Source organism: Lapidilactobacillus gannanensis (assembly GCF_003946675.1).
In the GTDB taxonomy this organism is placed as follows: Bacteria; Bacillota; Bacilli; order Lactobacillales; family Lactobacillaceae; genus Lapidilactobacillus; species Lapidilactobacillus gannanensis.
On the sequence record NZ_RHOT01000040.1, the window covers coordinates 1 to 20,825 of the forward strand.

General features: G+C 38.9%; 20 protein-coding genes. 3 read left to right on the forward strand and 17 right to left on the reverse strand.

From position 1 onward, the window contains the following. Positions 1-180 precede the first annotated feature (180 nt). From EKM81_RS09410 to EKM81_RS09420, 3 genes are all read right to left on the reverse strand, one after another. On the reverse strand, positions 181-846 hold the full coding sequence (locus tag EKM81_RS09410; protein ID WP_125651077.1) for a hypothetical protein: 666 nt from the start codon (positions 844-846) through the stop codon (positions 181-183). 261 nt (positions 847-1,107) lie between these two features. Next, the gene (locus EKM81_RS09415) at positions 1,108-1,551 is read right to left on the reverse strand and encodes a hypothetical protein (protein ID WP_125651078.1); all 444 of its coding nucleotides are present in this window, start codon (positions 1,549-1,551) and stop codon (positions 1,108-1,110) included. A gap of 3 nt (positions 1,552-1,554) precedes the next feature. Continuing rightward, complete coding sequence (locus tag EKM81_RS09420) at positions 1,555-1,791, reverse strand: hypothetical protein (RefSeq protein WP_125651080.1); 237 nt, start codon at positions 1,789-1,791, stop codon at positions 1,555-1,557. A gap of 340 nt (positions 1,792-2,131) precedes the next feature. On the opposite strand from EKM81_RS09420, the gene EKM81_RS09425 reads away from it, so the two are divergent. After that, a complete protein-coding gene (locus EKM81_RS09425) occupies positions 2,132-3,406 on the forward strand; it encodes an AAA family ATPase (RefSeq protein WP_125651082.1) in 1,275 nt (424 codons plus the stop codon). Position 3,407: 1 nt separating this feature from the next. Further along, a complete protein-coding gene (locus EKM81_RS09430) occupies positions 3,408-4,013 on the forward strand; it encodes an RloB family protein (RefSeq protein ID WP_125651084.1) in 606 nt (201 codons plus the stop codon). A gap of 95 nt (positions 4,014-4,108) precedes the next feature. Here the strand turns inward: EKM81_RS09430 and EKM81_RS09435 are convergent, their stop codons facing one another. The 14 genes from EKM81_RS09435 to EKM81_RS09500 form a co-directional block, all read right to left on the reverse strand. Beyond that, positions 4,109-4,744, reverse strand: a complete 636-nt coding sequence (locus tag EKM81_RS09435; RefSeq protein WP_125651086.1) for a hypothetical protein — start codon at positions 4,742-4,744, stop codon at positions 4,109-4,111. A 169-nt stretch (positions 4,745-4,913) separates the two neighbouring features. After that, positions 4,914-5,921, reverse strand: a complete 1,008-nt coding sequence (locus tag EKM81_RS09440; protein ID WP_225420236.1) for a stealth family protein — start codon at positions 5,919-5,921, stop codon at positions 4,914-4,916. A 257-nt stretch (positions 5,922-6,178) separates the two neighbouring features. Then, the gene (locus EKM81_RS09445; RefSeq protein ID WP_125651088.1) at positions 6,179-7,609 is read right to left on the reverse strand and encodes an oligosaccharide flippase family protein; all 1,431 of its coding nucleotides are present in this window, start codon (positions 7,607-7,609) and stop codon (positions 6,179-6,181) included. An 8-nt stretch (positions 7,610-7,617) separates the two neighbouring features. Continuing rightward, complete coding sequence (locus tag EKM81_RS09450; protein WP_164509282.1) at positions 7,618-8,697, reverse strand: EpsG family protein; 1,080 nt, start codon at positions 8,695-8,697, stop codon at positions 7,618-7,620. Positions 8,698-8,753: 56 nt separating this feature from the next. Next, positions 8,754-9,647 (reverse strand): glycosyltransferase family A protein, encoded by an 894-nt coding sequence (locus EKM81_RS09455; protein WP_125651092.1) that lies wholly within the window; start codon positions 9,645-9,647, stop codon positions 8,754-8,756. Between the two features lie 2 nt (positions 9,648-9,649). Next, positions 9,650-10,741, reverse strand: a complete 1,092-nt coding sequence (locus tag EKM81_RS09460) for a glycosyltransferase (protein ID WP_125651094.1) — start codon at positions 10,739-10,741, stop codon at positions 9,650-9,652. A gap of 55 nt (positions 10,742-10,796) precedes the next feature. After that, the gene (locus EKM81_RS09465; RefSeq protein ID WP_125651096.1) at positions 10,797-11,942 is read right to left on the reverse strand and encodes a glycosyltransferase; all 1,146 of its coding nucleotides are present in this window, start codon (positions 11,940-11,942) and stop codon (positions 10,797-10,799) included. Next, positions 11,939-12,832, reverse strand: a complete 894-nt coding sequence (locus tag EKM81_RS09470; protein WP_125651098.1) for an NAD-dependent epimerase/dehydratase family protein — start codon at positions 12,830-12,832, stop codon at positions 11,939-11,941. The genes EKM81_RS09465 and EKM81_RS09470 overlap by 4 nt, the downstream gene beginning before the upstream one ends. Before the next feature lie 13 nt (positions 12,833-12,845). Then, positions 12,846-13,445: a sugar transferase gene (locus tag EKM81_RS09475; protein ID WP_057825870.1), complete on the reverse strand. Its 600-nt coding sequence runs from the start codon at positions 13,443-13,445 to the stop codon at positions 12,846-12,848. Positions 13,446-13,461: 16 nt separating this feature from the next. Continuing rightward, entirely contained in the window at positions 13,462-15,291 is a 1,830-nt protein-coding gene (locus EKM81_RS09480; protein ID WP_125651100.1) for a polysaccharide biosynthesis protein, read from the reverse strand. Between the two features lie 426 nt (positions 15,292-15,717). Next, positions 15,718-16,503, reverse strand: coding sequence for a tyrosine-protein phosphatase (locus EKM81_RS09485; RefSeq protein ID WP_164509283.1), 786 nt, complete (start codon positions 16,501-16,503; stop codon positions 15,718-15,720). Next, positions 16,475-17,212: a CpsD/CapB family tyrosine-protein kinase gene (locus tag EKM81_RS09490; RefSeq protein ID WP_125651104.1), complete on the reverse strand. Its 738-nt coding sequence runs from the start codon at positions 17,210-17,212 to the stop codon at positions 16,475-16,477. The genes EKM81_RS09485 and EKM81_RS09490 overlap by 29 nt, the downstream gene beginning before the upstream one ends. Before the next feature lie 12 nt (positions 17,213-17,224). Beyond that, positions 17,225-18,070 carry a YveK family protein gene (locus EKM81_RS09495; protein WP_125651106.1) on the reverse strand — a complete coding sequence of 282 codons (846 nt, stop codon included), beginning with the start codon at positions 18,068-18,070 and terminating at the stop codon, positions 17,225-17,227. Positions 18,071-18,141: 71 nt separating this feature from the next. Beyond that, the gene (locus tag EKM81_RS09500; protein ID WP_125651108.1) at positions 18,142-19,260 is read right to left on the reverse strand and encodes an LCP family glycopolymer transferase; all 1,119 of its coding nucleotides are present in this window, start codon (positions 19,258-19,260) and stop codon (positions 18,142-18,144) included. Positions 19,261-20,131: 871 nt separating this feature from the next. Between EKM81_RS09500 and EKM81_RS09505 the strand changes: the two genes are divergently transcribed. Then, entirely contained in the window at positions 20,132-20,506 is a 375-nt protein-coding gene (locus EKM81_RS09505; protein WP_125651110.1) for a hypothetical protein, read from the forward strand. Positions 20,507-20,825 lie beyond the last annotated feature (319 nt).

The window sequence follows — 20,825 nt, forward strand, 5'->3', positions numbered from 1 at the left end:
TTTCTTCCCATAAAAAACTCCTTCCTAAGTGTACAAGCTTTGATTATTTGCTTGTCTACTTAAGTAGGAGTATAGCCCTGATACTGCCGCATCAGGACCTTCTCCGTAATGATTATTTAGGACACACTTGCAAATATATTCAAATTTGAAAAGAAGCGAGTGACAAATTGTACCTCACTGTTATTCTTTCTTGATACACTTGTTAAAATCAATAATATTTGCTTTGCTCTGGCTGCGCGTTGTGCTGTCACCGAGTGAATCGAAAACGTGTCGCATGTCTTTTGTCGACCGATCGTCCTCAAGCAAGTTGTATTGAGAAGCAAAGCCAACAATTTTCTGGATCGACGCAATTGTCGAAGAATATGAATAGGCAATATATTGGACACTGTCTTCCAAAATCATCTCATTCACCTCCCGTTTACTTAGCAAGGAAATAAATGTCTGATATGTATCCCTAGGCATTAGATTGATAAATCTATCTCGAGTCACTATTGATAAATTGTTGTTGTGAATGGAAACTTTATTGAGATCTTCCAACGTGATCACTATCTTCACCTTTTTATTGCTGGCGATTTCTTTCAGGCTTAATTCTGGAATTTTAATATCTTCAGGCGTTTTAGGCTTCCGAGGATTTTTCGACTTTTTAGTGACAGTTCTTATAATATCTTCCATATCGTCCGTAAATTGTTCGCTGTCGACCTTGCGAACATCATCCTTCATGTCATCCACGATCATTGAAATAATTTCAATATAATCATCATAATCTAGTACGTCGTATGTCGCATTAACCCAATTATGGTGCTCATCAGATGTTCCGGCTGTAAACGCAGTAACGTCTTTATCCATGTTATCGCTCCTATATATTTAGATTTTAAAAAACGCAAACATACGTTCGCTTTTATCATACAACATTTAATCTTTAATTTCCATAACAAATTAATTTTTTATCACTCATTAAGCCATTTTTTTAGCTCAAAATCCATGAAAATCCGCCTTTACCACTGATCTCTAACCATAAAAAAAGAGCACCCTCAGGCACTCTCGAATTAATATTTATTTGTTTATAATCAGCCCAATCGAGCGCACTCGTGGCTTACGACTTATCCCTCACGCAATCATCCCAACCAACGCCTCGCGCTCGACATCCACTTTGTCTGGCATCTGCATCCAGAATTCACGCGCGGCCTGAACAAAGTTGTGGAAATCTAACTCGCCCACGCGCAACGCCGCCTGGCCCTTGTACAGCGACGCGAACACATCTAGCCGGCCACTGGTCGCAGACGCCGTGGATCCGCCACCTTGAGAAAATAAACTGGCTTGGAGATTCACGCTGACATCGCTGGCACGACTAAAAAAGTCCGGGCGCAATTGATATAGTCGGCGCACATCGAAACGGTCGCCCGATTTAATGACTTCGGCGAGATAGAATAATTGTTGCATTCGTTTAATATTAAGCTGTTGAGTTAGCTCCGGCGTCAATAAATCGCTGGCGAAACGCCGAATGACCGTGTGGAAATAAAGCCCTTCAGCAGGCAGCTGCTGCTTCTGCAAGTTCTACTGCAAATATGTATGCACCTGATACTCCCATTGCTGTGCCAGCATCAGAATATGCGTATACAAGTGCACCTTGACCTCCACACCGGCCAAATCGGCGAAGCTGCTGGTCTGAAATTCCTCAGCCAACCGCTCAGAATCGAATTGCGTCCGCTCATAAATCCGTTCAATATCCGCCAATTGTGCAAGATAGGTCTCGCGCTGATCAGCCCATAGTTGAAAAGTAACTTTTACCATAACGTATTCCCCAATACCCTTGTTTAAATAAAAAAAGCTCCACACATCGACTTCCAAAACTCATGTGAAGTTACATCTAATCATACACATTCCTAATGCAAGAATCAATAAAAATAAAATTGATATACACCAATAAATGAATTTTTTTGTATCATACAATTAATTACCAAATGTATTATCAAAAAACGTTTTTTTGGTTTAAATGACACTAAAAAATCACTTAAAGTGAATTATATTATTATAAATAACGTTTTTCCGTTTTATTGTAACGAATGGCATGCTATAATTAGCCTGTACAACAATTAATTACGATTCCTCATAAATAAAGGAGGTCAATAAAATGTTAATTGATTTTTCGATTAAAAATTACGCGTCAATTAAAGACAAAATGACATTATCCGCTGAAACTGGCGAACATTTAAGCCGACTTAAGGGATCCAACACCTTAATAGAAAATCACATTTCGTTACTAAAGAGCTTGGTTATCATTGGTCCCAATGGTTCAGGTAAGTCCAGCTTGATCGATGGTCTGCATTTAATGAAGAGCATGGTGCTTAATAATCCAACTCGCATCACCGATCAACTGCGCTATCGTCCTTTCATACTTTCTGAAGGTTCACAGGACAATGCCATCGGTTTTCAGATTAAATTCAACTATTCTGGCAACACCTATGAGTATTCCTTTACATTTCTTCAAGACAAAATTGTTACGGAAGAATTAAAACTGATCAAAAAAACAACTGAGCAAATATATTTCTCTCGTCAAGATCAAGACTATCCTATTTTACCGGATAATTTAAAAACGATCGCGCTGAACACAAAACAAAATTCACTATTACTATATAACGCACAGCAAGCTAATGACCCACAGGCAATCGCGGTCATGCGCTGGTTTCAAGATGATTTGATTTTCGTAGATGATACTCAGATTCCCGATCAACTCGTGAATTTAATGAAACGTCAAGATATTAAGAGTGAGTTCTTACGCTTTTTGCAATTCGCAGATTTCAATATTACCGACGTGACTGTTCGCGAAGTGCCAGTTCCAACCTTCCCTGATGACTTGAGAAAAATACTCGATATTATTAATCCAAATGCTGAAATTCCAACGTCCTCGCAACAATTGAGCGCCGTTCATAAAAAGTTTAATCAGACTGGCGACGTTGTTGGTACTCAGGAAATTCCATTATCAATGGAATCTCGTGGAACCCAGAAAGTTTTTCTTATTGCCTTATCGATCATTAATGCGCAATTGAATGGCAACGGTAAGACGCTCCTATTCGACGAATTCGATGATTCACTACACTTCGAATTATCCAAAGCGTTGATTCAAATTTTCAATTCTAAACAAAATAAAAATCAATTCATTCTAACCACGCATGAACTTCAATTACTCGATGCGAACTTACGTACAGATCAAATCTACTTAATGGAAAAAGACTTTCAAGGTCGGAGCGATTTAAAATCGATTTTCGACTTTAAAGATCCAAAAGAAAAACGCCACGACATCAGATACATGCGGCGCTACATTGAAGGTCGATTTGGTGCATTGCCACAAATACAAGTCGACGAAATGCTAAGTGCATTAAACGCCCCAGGATCTGAGGTGAAATAAGATGGCCCGACGTTCACGCAATCTTCGCATCAAACCAATTATTGCGATCTATTGTGAAGGAGATTCTGAAAAAGCCTATTTCGAAATGCTTAAGCATAAGTATCACAGTGCAAATGTTCATCCAGAAAAGATCAACATCAAGCCAATGGGTAAACAAGGTATGGATTTGCTCACAACTGCAGTCACCCGCATTGAACGACTTCCTCAACGTAAACAAGTCGATCAAGCATATGTCGTTTTCGACCGTGATGATCTCACGGTATCAGAGCTTCAAAAATGTGAAAGCTATGCCAAGGATCATCAAATTAAAATCATCTTTTCGAGTGTTAACATTGAAATCTGGATTCTGATGCATTTCCAACCAGTTATGCGCGCATTTACGAGACCAGAACTTAATCGTATCCTTTCGGGAGAAAAATATTTCGATACTGATTACGCTGCATTCAAAGGCTGTCCTTACGATGAATTATTAGTCGACCGTGTTAAAATCGCTAAATCAAATGCAGATAAATTACTTCAAGTATCGCCAGATCCTTGGTATAATCGAAACCCCTATACAAACATCAACACTTATTTAACCGAAATTTTCGGAGTTACTGAATTCTAAGTTAAAATAACTACCATCCACCATACTAAAAATATCCCGTCAAACATTTATTAGTTTGACGGGATTTTTAATATAGTTTAGTGTCTATTAATTATTCACGGATGATCGATTTCCGCCCGCTCTGCCAACGCCTGATCGATCAGCGGCAACAAATGTCCATTGTGTTCGCGCGTATTGTGAGCACTGATCGAGAAAAGTTGGTGGAAATGATTGGACAATTCCATCACCAAACGCTCAGCCTCCCACTCGGTATCTTCCTCAGGCACCCGAAAAGCTTGAAACTCCCGCTTGAATTCGACCATACCCTTCTGATTGCCAACCGGCGCAACCACACGTGTCGCTGGATAAGTTCGACATGGAAAACGCTCCGGCCGAATATAGACCATCACATCATCCCCAGTGAACGGATACTGCACCGTCACAATATACCCAGGTTCAGGCGGATCGCCACGATGCGGATCCACATCAGGCACCCAATCCATCAAAGAAATCGGCGCCACCATCGCAGCCTCATAAGAAAACTTCACCTCAGTCACAAACAAGTGCAACGGCTCGATCGTATACCGCGCCAGAAAATCCGCCCGCCACTCTGGTATAGAACGACTGACAAACTCAGCATCGGTTAAGTCGACAATCTCGTGGACCATTGCCTGATGTTGAATGTCGAAATATTGATAGACATCCAGACCGGAAAAAAGATTAAAACCGGCTTTTGGTGGGATAAGTGCCATGGGAAAGAGCCTCCACTAATAAATTCTTTTCGTAGCTTCTGAACAATGATAATTTTCATTCTAATATACGCGACCGAATTTTAAAATCATTTTAAATATTTTGATATCAAAATAATCAACCAACTATATATGAAATATTCCATCGTTGTTGCGCACATTTTATCTAATTTCATTTCTTAATACTCTGTTGTGTCATCTCAAACGAAGAGCTTCTAGGATGAACCTTTTGAAAAGCTTTTAATAGTTTCGTGCACGCTAATTGAAAATCTTGTTCCGAAAGACTAACGTCATTTATGCAAATCATTTTGTGATCAGACCTAGTAATGTCACTACATACTTTATCAACTTGATCTATCTGATATTTTTTCCCAATTCGCACAGATCTCGGATGAAATTTCCCGCTCACTAATTGTTCATACCGAAACAGCCAGATCGTGTTATCTGTCATACTACGGAAACGAGATTTCATTGTTTTCAACTTTATGCCTTTGTTTTCCTGTAATACCTGAATACACACACTCTTTAGCAAAGAGATTGGAATATGTGGATCATAGAAACGAGTGAATCGTGGCCAAGGTAATAATAGTATGCTTATTAGATTTAGATAGCCGTACCTTGGATTGAAAAACTTAAAGAAATTATTTATCAACACCTGACGTTTATTATAGTGCTTATTGATAATTAACAAATTATTCACACTTACATGGTCAAAATCTTCAATTGGCATAATAGCGTTTTGAACTGCCGAATCTCTTGGCAGTCCCTCTGAATCAAAAAAATCTTTTGGTTTAACTGGGGCATTAAGAAACATGTCATCGTTAAATACAACAAAATGTTCAGTTAATTCCTCGATATCAGGAATACCTAATTCTATTGCATTAGAATTGAAAGTGGGCAAAATTTCTTTTGGCAGATAATCTTTATGATCGACCAAAACTAATTTTGGATTGCATTCATTCAACCAATCTGGAGACTGGTGGTCAGTAATTAAATATATTTTATGAACCCATGGTGCATATTTTTCAATCGCACGAAACCAATACTTAAAAGTACCATAATCTCGAAATCGCACAGGACTCTCATCATTGTTACTAGCAGTATATTGCTGGCGTTTCTCTATCCAACTATGATCACTTCCGTCAACCCACGTAACCACGAAATCTATATCAAACCCCATACTTTATCCAACTTTCTTCATTAAAAGTAAAACTATTATTACTATCCTGCAACCTAACATTAAATGCAGCCATCATTATCCTTGCAATCACAAATTACATAAGAAAAATAATCTTTTCTAGTATCTCCAAACTACTCGCAATGTTCATTGTCTTAGCCATTTATCAAAATTAGTCCCATATATAGAAACCTAACGTGTAATAAAAAGCCAGAAAACAGAGTTTAATCATAACCTATTCTACAAAATCTTTTGCAAAACTAATTCTTGAAAGTAGCAAGTATCTCCCTTATTTTTTTTCTGTCAAATATTACTAATAGGGCAGAATAAATAACAACTGCTAAGATAATTTGTACGATTGTAACAGTAATATTACGTTCATAGCCACTTCCAAATAAATATACCGGAATAAACATTAATACCGAAAAAATACACGCATGTAAAATAACTACATTCTTTAATACTCCAATTCGAGACCGCACAAAAAGAAGTATGACAATCATTATTAAAAATTCAGAAATTACTGAGACCCAAGCCGTCGACACAGCACCAGAATGAAAGGTCACTAGATAATTTAATACAATACTGACAGCACCCCCGATACTAAGAGATCGGCTGTAAAGTGTCGCCTTCCCGTTGGCCATTAACAATAAATAACCAAACACTTCATTCAAAGTTGCTGGAACAATCCGTAGGCTCAAAATGATCATGACAGGCGATACTTTAGTAAATCCGGCGCCAAAGAACCAACCAACAAAATTAGACGAAATGGCAATCATGCCAAAAGTTAACGGTATTGCTAACAACATCGTGGTCTCCACTGAACTTTTCAATAACTCATTGGCATGATTTTCTCTACCGCTCCCGAACTCGTATGACATACGTGGGAACATCACAGTAATAAATGAAGTAATAATATAAAGTGGAATCGTAATAATCTTGTTTGCATTTGCGTAATATGCAACTTCGATATTGCTTGCATGCCAGCCTAAAATAAGTTGATACATCAGAACAGTAATTTGCAAAAAAGCGACAGGAACAAAATAAGTAAAAATATTCTTTAGCTGTATTAAAAATGGTTTAAGCTGTATTCTTATTTTAATAAACCGTGTCCAATCAATCTCTTTCCATAAATACATCCACATTATCACATTGGCAACTAACCCAGATGCAGCGAGTATTAAGGCATAAAGCGTAATATCTTGCGGATCATGTATGAGAATAAATATTAAGATAGTTCCAAGCACTTTACTACCCATTCCACGAACAACAGTTGTTCGAAAGTCCTCTTTACCTTGGAAAAACCAAGATACATCAAAATAAACGCTAAGTATATATATAGCTTGAACAAAGTATAAGCTACGATACTTATCTATAAAAACCTCAACATATAAGATATACAAAAATAACGTCAACGTGGTTGTAACGAGTTGATTGAAATAGACATACTTAAAATTTGTCGTGAGTTGAATGACGTTATTTCGTTCCTTAGAAATCATTTTATTCCCATATTTCTGAGTTCCAAGGTATGCAAACAAGACAAACACCTGTACGAATGAAAGCGAAAAGGCATTTATTCCAACGCCAGAGGGTCCCAATTGACGGGAAATATAGGGGGCTGTGATTATTGGAACAATAATTGAAAAAATTTGATAGCCCGATGTATATATAAAATTCTTAAATACTTTCATAAATACTCCTAATTAAATATTGACAAGTTATAGTGAAGGAAACTACGATATAAAAGCATTTCACCCCCGTCAAACTTTTGAGCAAACATATACATCCCACCAAAACAAACTATTATTACCGCCAAGTACGTAAGGGCTCTAACGGCATGCCTTGAATTGTCAACAAAATAATCAATTATAAAAGCATATGATAGCAACAAGTAGAACGGTATTCTAGCTAAAATCCCTTCTCCTGCGAGAATAGAATAAAATGGCAACACACACAAAAATAATTTTATCATCCATTCTCTAGTCTGGTTCAACGTGAGATGATTAAAAATATATATAAGAAGCATATCCACAACTAAAAACTCAACCAAGTGAAGTATACTGGTTCCGCCCTGATATAGGTCACTATCCCCGGCTACCGAAGATATTTTTTCTTGGGCAGATCCAGAGAATAATTCTGCAATGGGGCTCATGAACCCGAGTATATTAATATTAGATAAGGAAACCACATATGACACCGTAAAAACACAGGAATAGATGATTATCCCTTTTTTTGTCAGTCTGACAAACTTTAGTAAATAGAGGGGCAACAAAAAAATTGCCGAAAAATGTATTGTAGATGCAACTAATATAGTCAATACATATCGAAACGGTCGATTGGTAAACAGAAACCTAAGTGATAACAAAAAAAATCCAACTGCAATAGATTGCCGCATATAAATAAATGTTAAGCCAAGAAATTCTTTATACATTAGTATGATCACAACAATATTCATATTGTTACTAAATTTTGACAAGCCGAAATACACACAAATATAAAAAAAGAATGAAACGATTAATGTAAAGCCAAAGAAGTTGAACCCCAACGACTTAATTAGACTATTTATAAATCGATATCCAATATCAGAGCCAAAAAAGCCATAAGTTTTAAATGTTTCCCACAAATGAAAATTACTTAATGAGGGTATAGTGTTAAAAGTATATTCATAATTATATATATCGTACCCACCCATGTAATATCGAGTCCCAGTCACAACTGCAAGCATAACTAGCGGAACCAACGCCATGACATTACGATACTTTTTTTTTGGTACAAGCATACTGATAAATAGGATCACAGAAGAGATAAAAAAAACAGACGAATATACGATCACTATTATTCACCACTATACTTTCTATGCCAATATTGATAAAGTAAATACCCAAATGGACTTACAGCAGTAACCAAAGCTTTATGTTGTGTTTCCTTAAGCATTTGGATAACATTTTTCTTTAAAAAGAACGAGTAACATGTCTTTAACAGAGCATTCTTTATCCTTACACGAAATATTATTTTATGATTCATGTGTAATTCATTGTTTAATAGTGCACCACGTAAATTTCGCAACCGCATTTTTCTTCCTGACTTAGTCAATCCGTCTGAGCGGTATTCAGGGACAATATATATTATTCTTGCTAGATATAAAGTTTGGTAAGTTAAGGCGATGGTTGTCCATAACATTCCCTCACCTAGAAAGTTTTCACCAGATATTTCAGGAAACAAAAAGTTTTTGAACACTGGGCTCCTAAGTGTCTCACAACAATCACCTTGAATTTTCTGATTAATTCTAAATTCTATGTGATTAGATAATACAGAGTCACATGGCATTTTTGCTAGTGAATCCCCCCCTATTGTGCCGCACATAAAAGTAATCCCACCAATCTCTTGATGTCTGAGCACTTTGCTCCACTCTTGCAAAACAATCTCAACTGCATCGTCTGACAAGAAGTCATCACTATCAAGAATCAACACAAAATCACCCTCAATATAAGGATGTGAGAAATTCAATGCGGTATGTTTCCCACCATTTGGTTTATGATAATAATCAATTATGAAATCAGTGGTTTGTTGCTTTAATTGTCCCATGATGGTTGCAGTATTGTCAGTACTTCCATCATCAATAACTAACCATTGAAACTGTTTACTAGTCTGTCTTCGTAAAGATTCCCAACAACGTATCAAAGTTGTTGCACGATTGAAAGTTGGTGTTATCAGTGTTAATACTGCCATATTTATCTCCAATACAAATCATTATAAATCCGCGAAATCAATGGTACTGTCTGCTGTATATCGTAGCCAGCTTTTTTAACGTAGGCCATCTTTGATTTTCTATTGACAACATACTTTTGACTTTGATTAGCCAATATAGTATTTACCCATTCGACATCCGAATCACTCAGCGACTGAAATACTATGATTGGAGATACCTTAGCTTCTTTGGGAACTGAATCTGATGCAATACAGAATAAACCTGTGCATTGTGCCTCAATTAATGAGATTCCAAGACCTTCGTTTACCGAGGGAAAAACAAACATATCCATAGAGCTCAAATAATCTGCCACATTTTTTTTCGAACCAACCAAGTGCACATTTCTGTTCAATCCTAAATGTTTGATAAGGTGTTCAAGGTTAGGCCGAAGTTGCCCCTCACCCACTACAACTAAATGGGCAGTTGGAACCAACTTAACTAACTCATTGAAAATATTAATCAATCTTGTTTGATTTTTTTCTTCAACTAATCTGCCGACATTCCCAATTACAAGCGCTTCTTCTGATATTCCCAGCTTAGATCTAATTTCATTGCGCCTTATTGCTGAATACATAAAATTCTGAGTGTCAATCGCATTGTTAAATACATGGAAATTTTCTTGTTTGAGCACCTTCTTGCCATATCTGTCGCTACCTGCACGTTCTGAAGCAGCTAGAACGACCGTGGCAATGTGTCTATTCGGATAATTGAGTAAACTTATGATTCGTGAATGTAAATCAAATTTATCCGGCAAGGCACTATGACTATGAACAATGGTTCTCCGGCCTAACATTTTTGCAACTTGCAGATAAACAATAGCGGAGCTCCCGATATGTCCATGAATCACCTGGTATTCTGAGTGATCTAACAAAAATTTCTTCCATTTGAAATAATACGAGATGGTATTAAAAACATAAAACTTTTCAATGCGGAATATTTTGCCACCTAATTTTTTAATCTCATCGTCGAAATAGCCTTTTCCGTTGCTATGAACCATGAAATCAAACTGTATCTTATTTTTATCTATTCTTCGATACAAATTCATAATCATTGCTTGTGCTCCGCCTTGTTCCATGCTACCGATGACGTGTAAAACCCGAATTGGCTCAGTGATGATTGTACCTCCTTAATCATAATGATTGATAAATATCCAACATTTGTTGATTGATAATTTTTTTGTCAAAACGTTTTATCGTTTTTTTACTTTTAATTTTAAAAGCCTCCGTTTTACGACTATCTTGAACAAGATTGAAAATGTCTGACAAAACATTTGATATATCGTTGGGATCAAATAAATAACCATTAACATCATTGGTGATTAGATCTGTATTACCCCTAATATTTGAAGCAGCAACTGGTAGCCCGGCAGCCATTGCTTCCATCAGCGAAACCGGCAACCCTTCTAATAGTGATGGAAACACAAACACATCGGCGGCCTTCATTATTTCTATGATATCAGTCCTATATCCAAACAGCCTGAGATTTTTTTTTAATCCAAGTGTCTCAGCTATACTTAAAAGTTTCTGCTGGTTAGCACCAATTCCACAAATTCCGTAGTATATATTACTACTATCTTGGAGCGTACCTAGAGCTTTTAGCACGACCTCTTGGTTTTTCCGATTACTAAGTTCACCCACGGATAGAAGAAAAATAGCATGCTCTGGAATTTCCAACGCCTTTCTTGTACTATATTTATCAGTTTTCACTTTAGAAATTTTGTTAACGTCAACACCAATGCCTGGCACATAATACACTTTTTTCGCATGTAATTTTGATTTTGCTAATCTAAAATCTTCTTGATTGATAGTTAGTAACACATCCGTATATCGTGACAAAAATTTTTCAATTGGGTAAACAGTTAACCAGCTTTTCAGAGGGCTTCCTTTAAAAAATTGAAAACCATGTGCTGTATAAACCGTCTTTATATGAAACTTATGCCCAATTAGTCGACTACATATTCCTCCAATTGTGGAATGAGCGTGGATAAAATAAAAATCATCATTCTTAACTACACTCGTAACTTGATTAAGGATATGCTTTAAAGATTTTATTGACCACATTCCCCGTGGAAAATCAATTTGATGCGACACTACCCCCAAACTTTTTAATTCTTTTTTTAACTTTTGATTTTCTTCTAGACTCATTGTACTTCCATACTCAAAATTTGTTGCAACATGGACCCGATAGCCCATTTTCTGTAAGATCATTATATTTTCCATGTTAAATTGTTTAATCATCGATGCTACAGAGGTAACCATCAACATATTTCGAGTCACAGGACAGACCTCCTAACTGACTCATCAAACTCAACTACTTGATATCCATTCAGACGCACTGCAGAATTTGAAGAAAGAGACTTGGCGTAAATTACTGATCCAAATGCTTTATCTGCATATATACCAAATCCGTTATGTTGCTTCACAAAGCAATTAATTATTCCAGTAAAACCAGATAGCAATAATGTTCTACGATTCAATGAATCCCGAATGGTCTTTACCAAGCAGGATGTATTAACATACTCTTTGTTCTGCGGAAAGTAAATATTGGTATGCAGACGAAACGCTATTATTTGGCAAATAAATTCTGATAAATTATCGACAAACAGCATGGACCTCTGATTATCTATTTTTGGAAATATCGGAAAGCTTTTAGCCATTTTTACTAAAATGGGAAAGTTTCCCTTGCTCATAGGGCCATAAATCATTGGCGGACGTAAAATAAGTATTTGAAAATTTATATTACTCATTTGGCGAAGAGATATTTCTGCTTGGAGCTTGCTATCTCCATAAAAATTGCTTGGGTTAGTGGGTGTTGTTTCCTGTATTGTTTCATGGGTATGTCCATACACAATAATTGAACTCATGTAGATGAACTGTGAAAAGCCGTTGCGCTCAGAACGGTATTTCTGAGCAACGGCAACGGCTAAATCACGATTAACTGCGTAATATTCTTGTTTAACTGCTTCGGAAACATGGCTCACGTCCGCATGTGCCTTACCAGCAACATGAAATACTGCATCATATACAGAAAAATCGCGTGATTTCCATGCGTTCCCACGTACAGAAATTACATCGATCTGAATTTCTTCTCTATGATTTGCTTCAACATATTTTCTGAAACTTTCGCCAATATAACTATTTTTTCCAGTGATTAAAACTCTCTTCATTAATTATGGCTCCTTATGGTCGAACAATTGTCTTTCCTTCTTTGACACCATCGTGCTTCATAACCGATGTGATCGTGCCGAAGAAAATTTTTACGTCACCCGCAAATGTGATATGTCTACAATATTCACCATCAAATCCTGCTTTCACAGGAATAGGCAATTCGTCGCGTCCACTGATTTGCGCTAAGCCGGTTAACCCTGGTTTAACATCATTGGCATGATATTTATCGCGCTCATTGACCAAATCGTTTTGATTCCAAAGTGCTGGGCGTGGTCCAATAATACTCATATCGCCCTTGAGAATGTTTAGAAGTTGTGGCAATTCATCGAGACTGGTCTTCCGTAAGATTGCCCCTACACGGGTAATATAATTACCAGCATGAGCTAGCATATGTGTAGGCATATTGTGGGGTGTATCAATTCTCATCGTACGAAACTTATAAATTTTAAATATGGCTTTGTCTTTTGCGATTCGTTCTTGCTCAAACAAGACTGGCCCCTTAGAGTCTAATTTAATCGCAATAATGATGAACAGATACAACGGCGATAAGATAATTAACCCCAGTAATGCCAGTATGAAATCAATGTCCCGTTTTAAATAATGAATGTACATATTAATTCTCCCTGTTTTACTCAGTTCGAGTTTTCTCTTGCCCGTTATGTTGGTTTGAATATTCAACGATTTCTGTTGAGAGACTGTCATCATCTAGTGTTAACAAATGCTGTGCAACATTGATGATGTCTTCAATGTTGTAATGTGACACATGCCCCAACGAAATTTTATCGTAAACTTTTTTGTTCGTTTTTTCTGCGTCAGTAACTAATTCTTCATAAAGTTTCTCACCAGGACGCATTCCGACTTCTTTGATCCCGATTTCTGCTTCTGTATGTCCAGACAAACGAATAACATTCTTAGCGAGATCTAAAATTCTCACTGGCTGACCCATATCAAGGATGAATAGTTCGCCGCCCTTAGCTAACGCGCCGGCTTGAATTACCAGACGACTGGCTTCAGGAATCGTCATGAAGTAACGAGTCATCCGCTTATCGGTTAAGGTTAACGGACCGCCTGCTTTGATCTGGCGTTCAAACAGTGGAATTACGCTACCACGGCTACCAAGAACATTACCAAATCTCACAACGGCGAAATGTGTCTTGCCAGGTTCGTTCTCTCCGGTAACAATCATCTCGGCCATCCGCTTAGTTGAACCCATGACACTAGAGGAGTTAACTGCCTTATCCGTCGAAATCATAACAAAGGTCGTCACGTTTGCAGCTTTTGCAGCATCAGCGACGTTCTTAGTACCAAAGACGTTATTTTTGATGGCTTCGTGTGGGTTGTATTCCATTAGAGGGACATGTTTATGCGCAGCCGCATGATAGACGATATCTGGTTTGTACTCGGCCATCAAGTCGAACATGAGTTGCCGATCTTGAATATCACCGATAAGCGGTACAAACTTGATATGATCATCTGGATAACGTTTCCGCATTTCACGAGTAATCATATAAATTGAGTTTTCGCCATGACCGAGCAAGAGTACTTGTTTGGGGCTGAATTTAGAAACTTGGCGCACGATCTCAGAACCAATGGAACCGCCAGCACCTGTAACTAATATCACCTTTTTAGTGATTCGATCTGAAATTTGGCTCATATCCAGTCGAACTTCGGGCCGTTCGAGGAGATCGGCAACATTAATATCTTGAAGTTGACCGGCATTACTCTTATCGCTTAAGATGTCATCCAGCTTGGGCATTCTATTAATTGTGACTTTTGTCTCACGTAATGCCGTCATCAACTGATCATAACCAGCTGCAGGCAAACTTGGAATGGCGATAGTAACCTGTTCAATTTCATTTTGTTTGATCAGATTAGGCAAATCCTTCAAGGTTCCTAACACCTTGACACCATGGATCCAAGTGCCTTGCTTATCCGCGTCATCATCAACTAAGCCGACCACGTTTACGTCAGGTTGATCATAAGAAAGGCGATTCAGTAACACGCTAGCACCATCACCGGCGCCAACTAATAATGTCGGAATTAGTCGACCATTTTTTAACCCATTGCGATGCATTAAGAATTCAACATAATAACGCCACGTTAATCGACTGCCCGCGATAAACAACAATGCAAATAAATATGTAAGGACAAAGTGACGCGCGCTGAAACCTGTTCGGAAAACAATCAATCCAATTAGCGTGACCAGATAGGCCGCTGTCACCGCCAAGGCAATTGAACTTACTTCTTTAATACTTGTGTATCGATTTATTTTCGAAAACACACGAACAGAATTGGCAATGATTAGATACAAGCCGGCTTCTGAAATAATTGTTAACACAAAATAAATACCGGATAAGGAAACATATCGATCCACAAAAAAGAAAGCCATCTCATTAGCTAAAACTACCAAGATGACATCAACTAGCATCAAAACCAATTTTTTAGTTCGACGATTCATTCTTATTCCTCCAAATAGCTACCCTGACCCATGTTACCAATAACCATCACACGATTATCTAAAGATTCAAATACAGGTTCAATATAGAAACCCTTATCAATATATCCGAAATTGTTGTATCTACATTATAGATGATTTTTATACTTGTGAAAAGACTATAAATAACGTTCGTTTTCTGTAAGCTCTCTCAAATGTCGATTGATTAACCTTTATCCCATTATTACATTTATGTAACTTTTGATAAGTGACGTGAATCCAGTGTTTATCTACCATTTATTTTATTTGCGCATTCGACTTTTCGGGTATTTCACAAGTTTGATTCCAAAAAAATATAGTCGTTTTAATCTGAATAAAACTGAACTTGTTCAGGCTTTGATTCTAGATCTCAATCGGCTACTTTTTTGATGTGATGAATTAAACAGTGGTTTAGAAGAACCTTTTACGTTTTTTCAGTAATGTGAGTGGAATTCGATGATCAATGTCCTCCCCGTTGATCAGGTGCTTCGAATTTTCGTAAAATTGTGGCCCGTACGCGCGGTCTAATGCGTCGAGTGCCAGATACCCTTCCTTGAGTGCAAACTGGCGGTTAGGCAACATGTGGGCGTCTGAGGCGATAATGTGAACGAGACCGTGGGTAATCAATTCTTGTGAGAATTTCTGAACGCCTTTACCAAAGACACCGACTAAACTGGTGGCGGTCAATTGTCCTAAGGCGCCATTGCTAATGAAATCATAGAGAATTTCGGGATCCGCCTTGATGCGCGCGTTGCGTTCAGGGTGTGCAATGACTGGCGTGATTCCCCGCATGCTGAGTTGAAAGAAAAGTTCCGTCGTGTAAGTTGGCACTTCTTCGTGTGGTAACTCGACTAAGAGATAGCGCATGGCGGAATCAATGCCTAATAGGTCCTCAACACGCTGGTCAAGATCCCCATTCAGATGAACCTCTTGTCCCGGGAAAAGAGTTAAAGGGATAGCCTGCTCATCAAGAATCTTCTGGAAGTCGTGTACTTTTTGAACGACATCAAGTGCATGGTTCGTATAATTGCGGTCAAGGTGATGCGGTGTGCAGAGAATATAACCGATACCTTCTCGAACGGCGGCATGCGCAAGCTCAAGCGATTCTTCAACACTCTTTGAGCCATCATCGAGGCCAGGTAAGATATGACAATGTAGGTCGATGAGGCTATTTTTTCTCGGAGTATTCGTAGCCATAGTAACCATCTCCGTTGTTGTAGTATCCCGAATGGCCCTCTGATCTCACATCATTTAAAACAACACCTAGAATGTTAGCTTGTGCTTGTTCGAGACGTTCCTTGGTATCTACCACAGCACGTTTATCGGTGTAGTTCTGACGAACGACTAAAATCACGCCATCGACCATGTTTGAAAGAATCTGACCATCAGTCACCGGCAGAATTGGCGGTGCGTCGACGATAATCAAATCGAAATATTGTTTCAATTGATCAAAGACGGTTGCCATCAATGGACTGCCAATCAGCTCGGCTGGATTCGGTGGTGTCGGGCCACTCGGAATAACCGCCAAGTTTTCAACCATCGTTGGATGGCAAACTTCGGTAATATTATCAATTTGACGAACAAGATAGTTGGTCAAGCCACGATTAGCTTCCCGAATTCTAAACGTACGATTAACGGTTGAACGGCGTAAATCGGCATCAATCAACACCACACGTTTACCAGCTTGGGCGAATTCGACCGCCAAGTTAGCAGTCACAGTCGATTTACCCTCTGAAGCCATCGCTGAAGTGACCATGATTGTTCGTAAACTTTGTGCTTGTTGGGCAAAGCTGACGTTGGTTCGAATTGTTTTAACCTGTTCGGTAATGACAGACGATGGTTCGTTGACCGTAAATAAATTTGCAGGTGCAACGGGTTCTGGTCCTTTATTTTTTCGATTGAACATTATTTGACCTCCTTAGACACGCTTTGTCGGTGTACGACGTAATGGCTCAATTGGCGTCGAACCTGTCGTCGGTGTTGTCGTTTTCACCTCAGGTCGATCAACAATCGGTGAGAGCGGCACGAATTGTTCGCGCGGACGAAGATTCTGATGTTTGCGGTGACCAGACTTCTTACTCCCCGTATGATAATGAGAGACAATGCCTAACTTGGTCAAGCCTAATTCGTCAGTCAAATAATCGATATCTTTAACATTATGATCGGTCAATTCCCGGAGGAAGGCCAGACCAACACCAATCAATAGACCCAAAACAAAACCAATCATCAAGTTTAACTTTTTACGTGGTGAAACGGCTGACTTAGGCTTCGTTGCACTGGCAATAATCGTGACGTTATTGATCGACAAAATCTGCTTCACTTTCTTTTGGAAAGTCTTGGCGATAATATTCGCAATCGTTGCGGAACGAGCCGCATCTGTGTCGGTCACGTTAACCGTAAAAACTTGCGAATTCTGTTGGTTCGTCACACTGATCATGCCTTGTAATTTGGAAGTCGAAATATCATAGCCCAGTTGCTCGCGAACTTCTTTGCGCACTGGCGCCAGAGTAACTGACTTCGTGATGATGTCTTTATAGGTGTTGATCATCTGAACATCGGCTTGTTGATCACTCAGTTGATTGTTGATATTGTTCTCTTGCTTTCGATTCACCAAGATATCCACACCCGCCTGATACTTAGGGGTCATGAAGACATACGTTGCCACAGCTGAAACCAGCAGGCAGGCAATTGTCGAAGCGATGATCAGGCGCAGATGTTTGCGTAGAATTTTGAGGATACTTTCAATGCTAATTGTTTGGTCCATGATTTACTCCTAGAATTGGTCTATTGAATAAGTTATCTTAACAGGGTTGAGTTTGATAGAACCCGTTTAATTTACTTCGTGGTCTCAGCCGTGTCGCTCTGTGGCGAATAAACGTGGAATTGTTGCTTGGAATCAGTACTTGTGAAACTGAAACCGTTTTGAACATTCAGGCGATTCTGACGCGTCTCTTGATTATCAAGTGTTTCTTTCGATAAGCCCATCTCTGAACGTAGATTGTCAGATAATCGTTGAAGCTCTGTCGTCGATGGAATCTGGATCATTGCCTGTCCCCACATGGCATTCACGCCGTGAAGGTGATCATCTTTGATTGTCTTCGCATAACCCCGATAATCTTTGAAAATGCTGACCATATCATTAAACGTTAAGTTGGTCGTCATGTTTTTAGAAACTTGCTTCAGCACATCTTGGAAATTCGTCAAGGTCCGCGTTGAAACTGCCGCCTTGATTGCTGATGTGATCACTTGGCGTTGACGCGCTTGACGACCATAATCGCCCTGAGGATCATCGTAACGCATCCGTGAGTATGCCAGTGCCTGCTCACCATTCAAATGCATCTTGCCTTTAGTGAAGGTCTTCTTTTCATAAGTAAATGTAAACGGCACGTCAACATCAACGCCACCAACTGCTTCAACAATTTTCGAAAGACCACCCATGTTGATGGTGACGTAATACTCTAGCGGCACGTTAACTAACGTGGAAATCGAACGAAGTGCCATCTTAGAACCGCCAACCTCATAAGCTGCGTTAAGTCGCTGATAATTAAATTTATCGGTCCCAACAAGCTCTGCCATTGTATCGCGGGCTAAACTCGTTAAAGTCGTTTGTTTCTTCTTAGGATTAATTGTTGCAATGATCATCGTATCCGTACGGCCCTGATAGTCACGACCAAAGGCGCCGGTATCTGCACCCATTAATAAGATACTCAATGGCTTCTTAGCATCAATAACTGTCTTAGCCGCTTGCGTCTCGCCCGCAGATTTATAGCTAGAATCGAGTGCATGCTTAGCCGTGAAGAAGAACCAGCTTGCATAGCCTAGCACAACAACAACGATGGCAACCAATGCCCAAATGATTATTTTACGCAAAGTATGTTTGCGATGATGATGGTGGTGATGATGATGTGGTGTAGCTGGTCTTTGAAGCTGACCGTCATTATGATTGCTATCCATAATTTACTTCCTTTGTATTCATAATCACTAAAATGCACCTAGTATGTAGTGTAGCATAATTATGTTCAAAAAAGAATGACTGTTATGAAAATGTGAAGAGCTGCGTCAAACCGATTTAGCCATTAATTTCTGGTAGCGGAGGGAAAAATGGTTGACACGCTGTGAAAATGTTGTTGATCTGCGTCACTCGTGATGCAGATCTGACAACATGGGATAAAATTGAGACTTCGTTGCACGAAGGCTCAATTTTAAGGTGGAAGCTCCTTTAGAAGCTTGCTTCTAAAGAGCTGGAACCGGCCCCACAAGCATGTCACCCATTTTTCCTGTAGCGTACTATTTCCACAGCAACTTCAGTTAACAGCACTTCCGATTCAGGACGCAAAAAAAGAGCCGCGCTCTGCGCAGCTCTTTCAGTCCGATAGTTACGAACTATCTTATCTATGTACTCGAGATAACAAACGTCATCACGATCTCCCCCGAAGATCACTGATCACTTCTCAATAGTGTTAAACACAATCCCTGTATCAACAAAAACTATTGTAGCCCATAAATTGATTCCATAACGTTCATGATTTAATAAAAATTCTTTCGAAAAATGAATCTAGCTGTGATTGAAAACAGTTTCCTTACCAAAATCCCCCCACAAGCCTATAATAAAGGCGGTAATATTTGGGACAAATATCCACTCTGTCAGTAGTATCGATTGAAACGCGATCTGAGCACGACTTTTTTTGAAGATGTTTGACCTTTCTAAGTCACTCTATCCTCAATCTGATGAGTGACTTCTATTTTTGAAGTCATGATGACTTGACCGTGTCCAAAATAACGTTCCGGTCGATTCGTATTTGCCAAACTAAATAAGGAGGAAACTATGTTATTAAAGCAAATCATCATCAGTAATTACCGTCAAGATCAAACCGCGCACGCCTTTCTTGAGTTCTATCTGCAGTTATTCCGTTCAGGTGAGCTCGATACTTTGTCAACACGCGATCCGCAGCATCAAATCATCGATATCAATCTCTTCTTGATTGATGTTTCGTCGCCAACACAAGAAGAATTACTGGATACGCTAGTTGCCCACGAGCAGGCTGAATTACAGGCGCTTTATCATGAACTGGCCGAGCACGATCCACACATCAATGAATTACGCACCTTGGCAGATTGGCAGAATTGGTACCGCCAGATGACGGCAGATATCGCGGTAAAAACAGCCGGCAGTAGTTGGAATCATGTCCAAACACGCTAACTCGCCACGTCGAATCTTTTGAGGACACCTCGCGAGTTGTTAAATTTATTTTTTTAATTTCGGAAGGAGTTGTGACATCACTCCTTCCCTCTTTATTGTTAAATGTTGCTCGTCTGGCACTTGCGGCCGGGAAATATCAGTCTGAGGATTGATGAGATACGACCCACTTTCTGCGAAAATAATAATGAACATGGAGGTTGAGGCTTATGGATAATCTAGTTAAAAATGTAAAAAGAAATATTCCCGAATTGTCAAATCAAGTGCAACACTTTCGACCTATTCTTAGTTATTGGTCTAGTTAATCGAAGTCTGGCAGAAC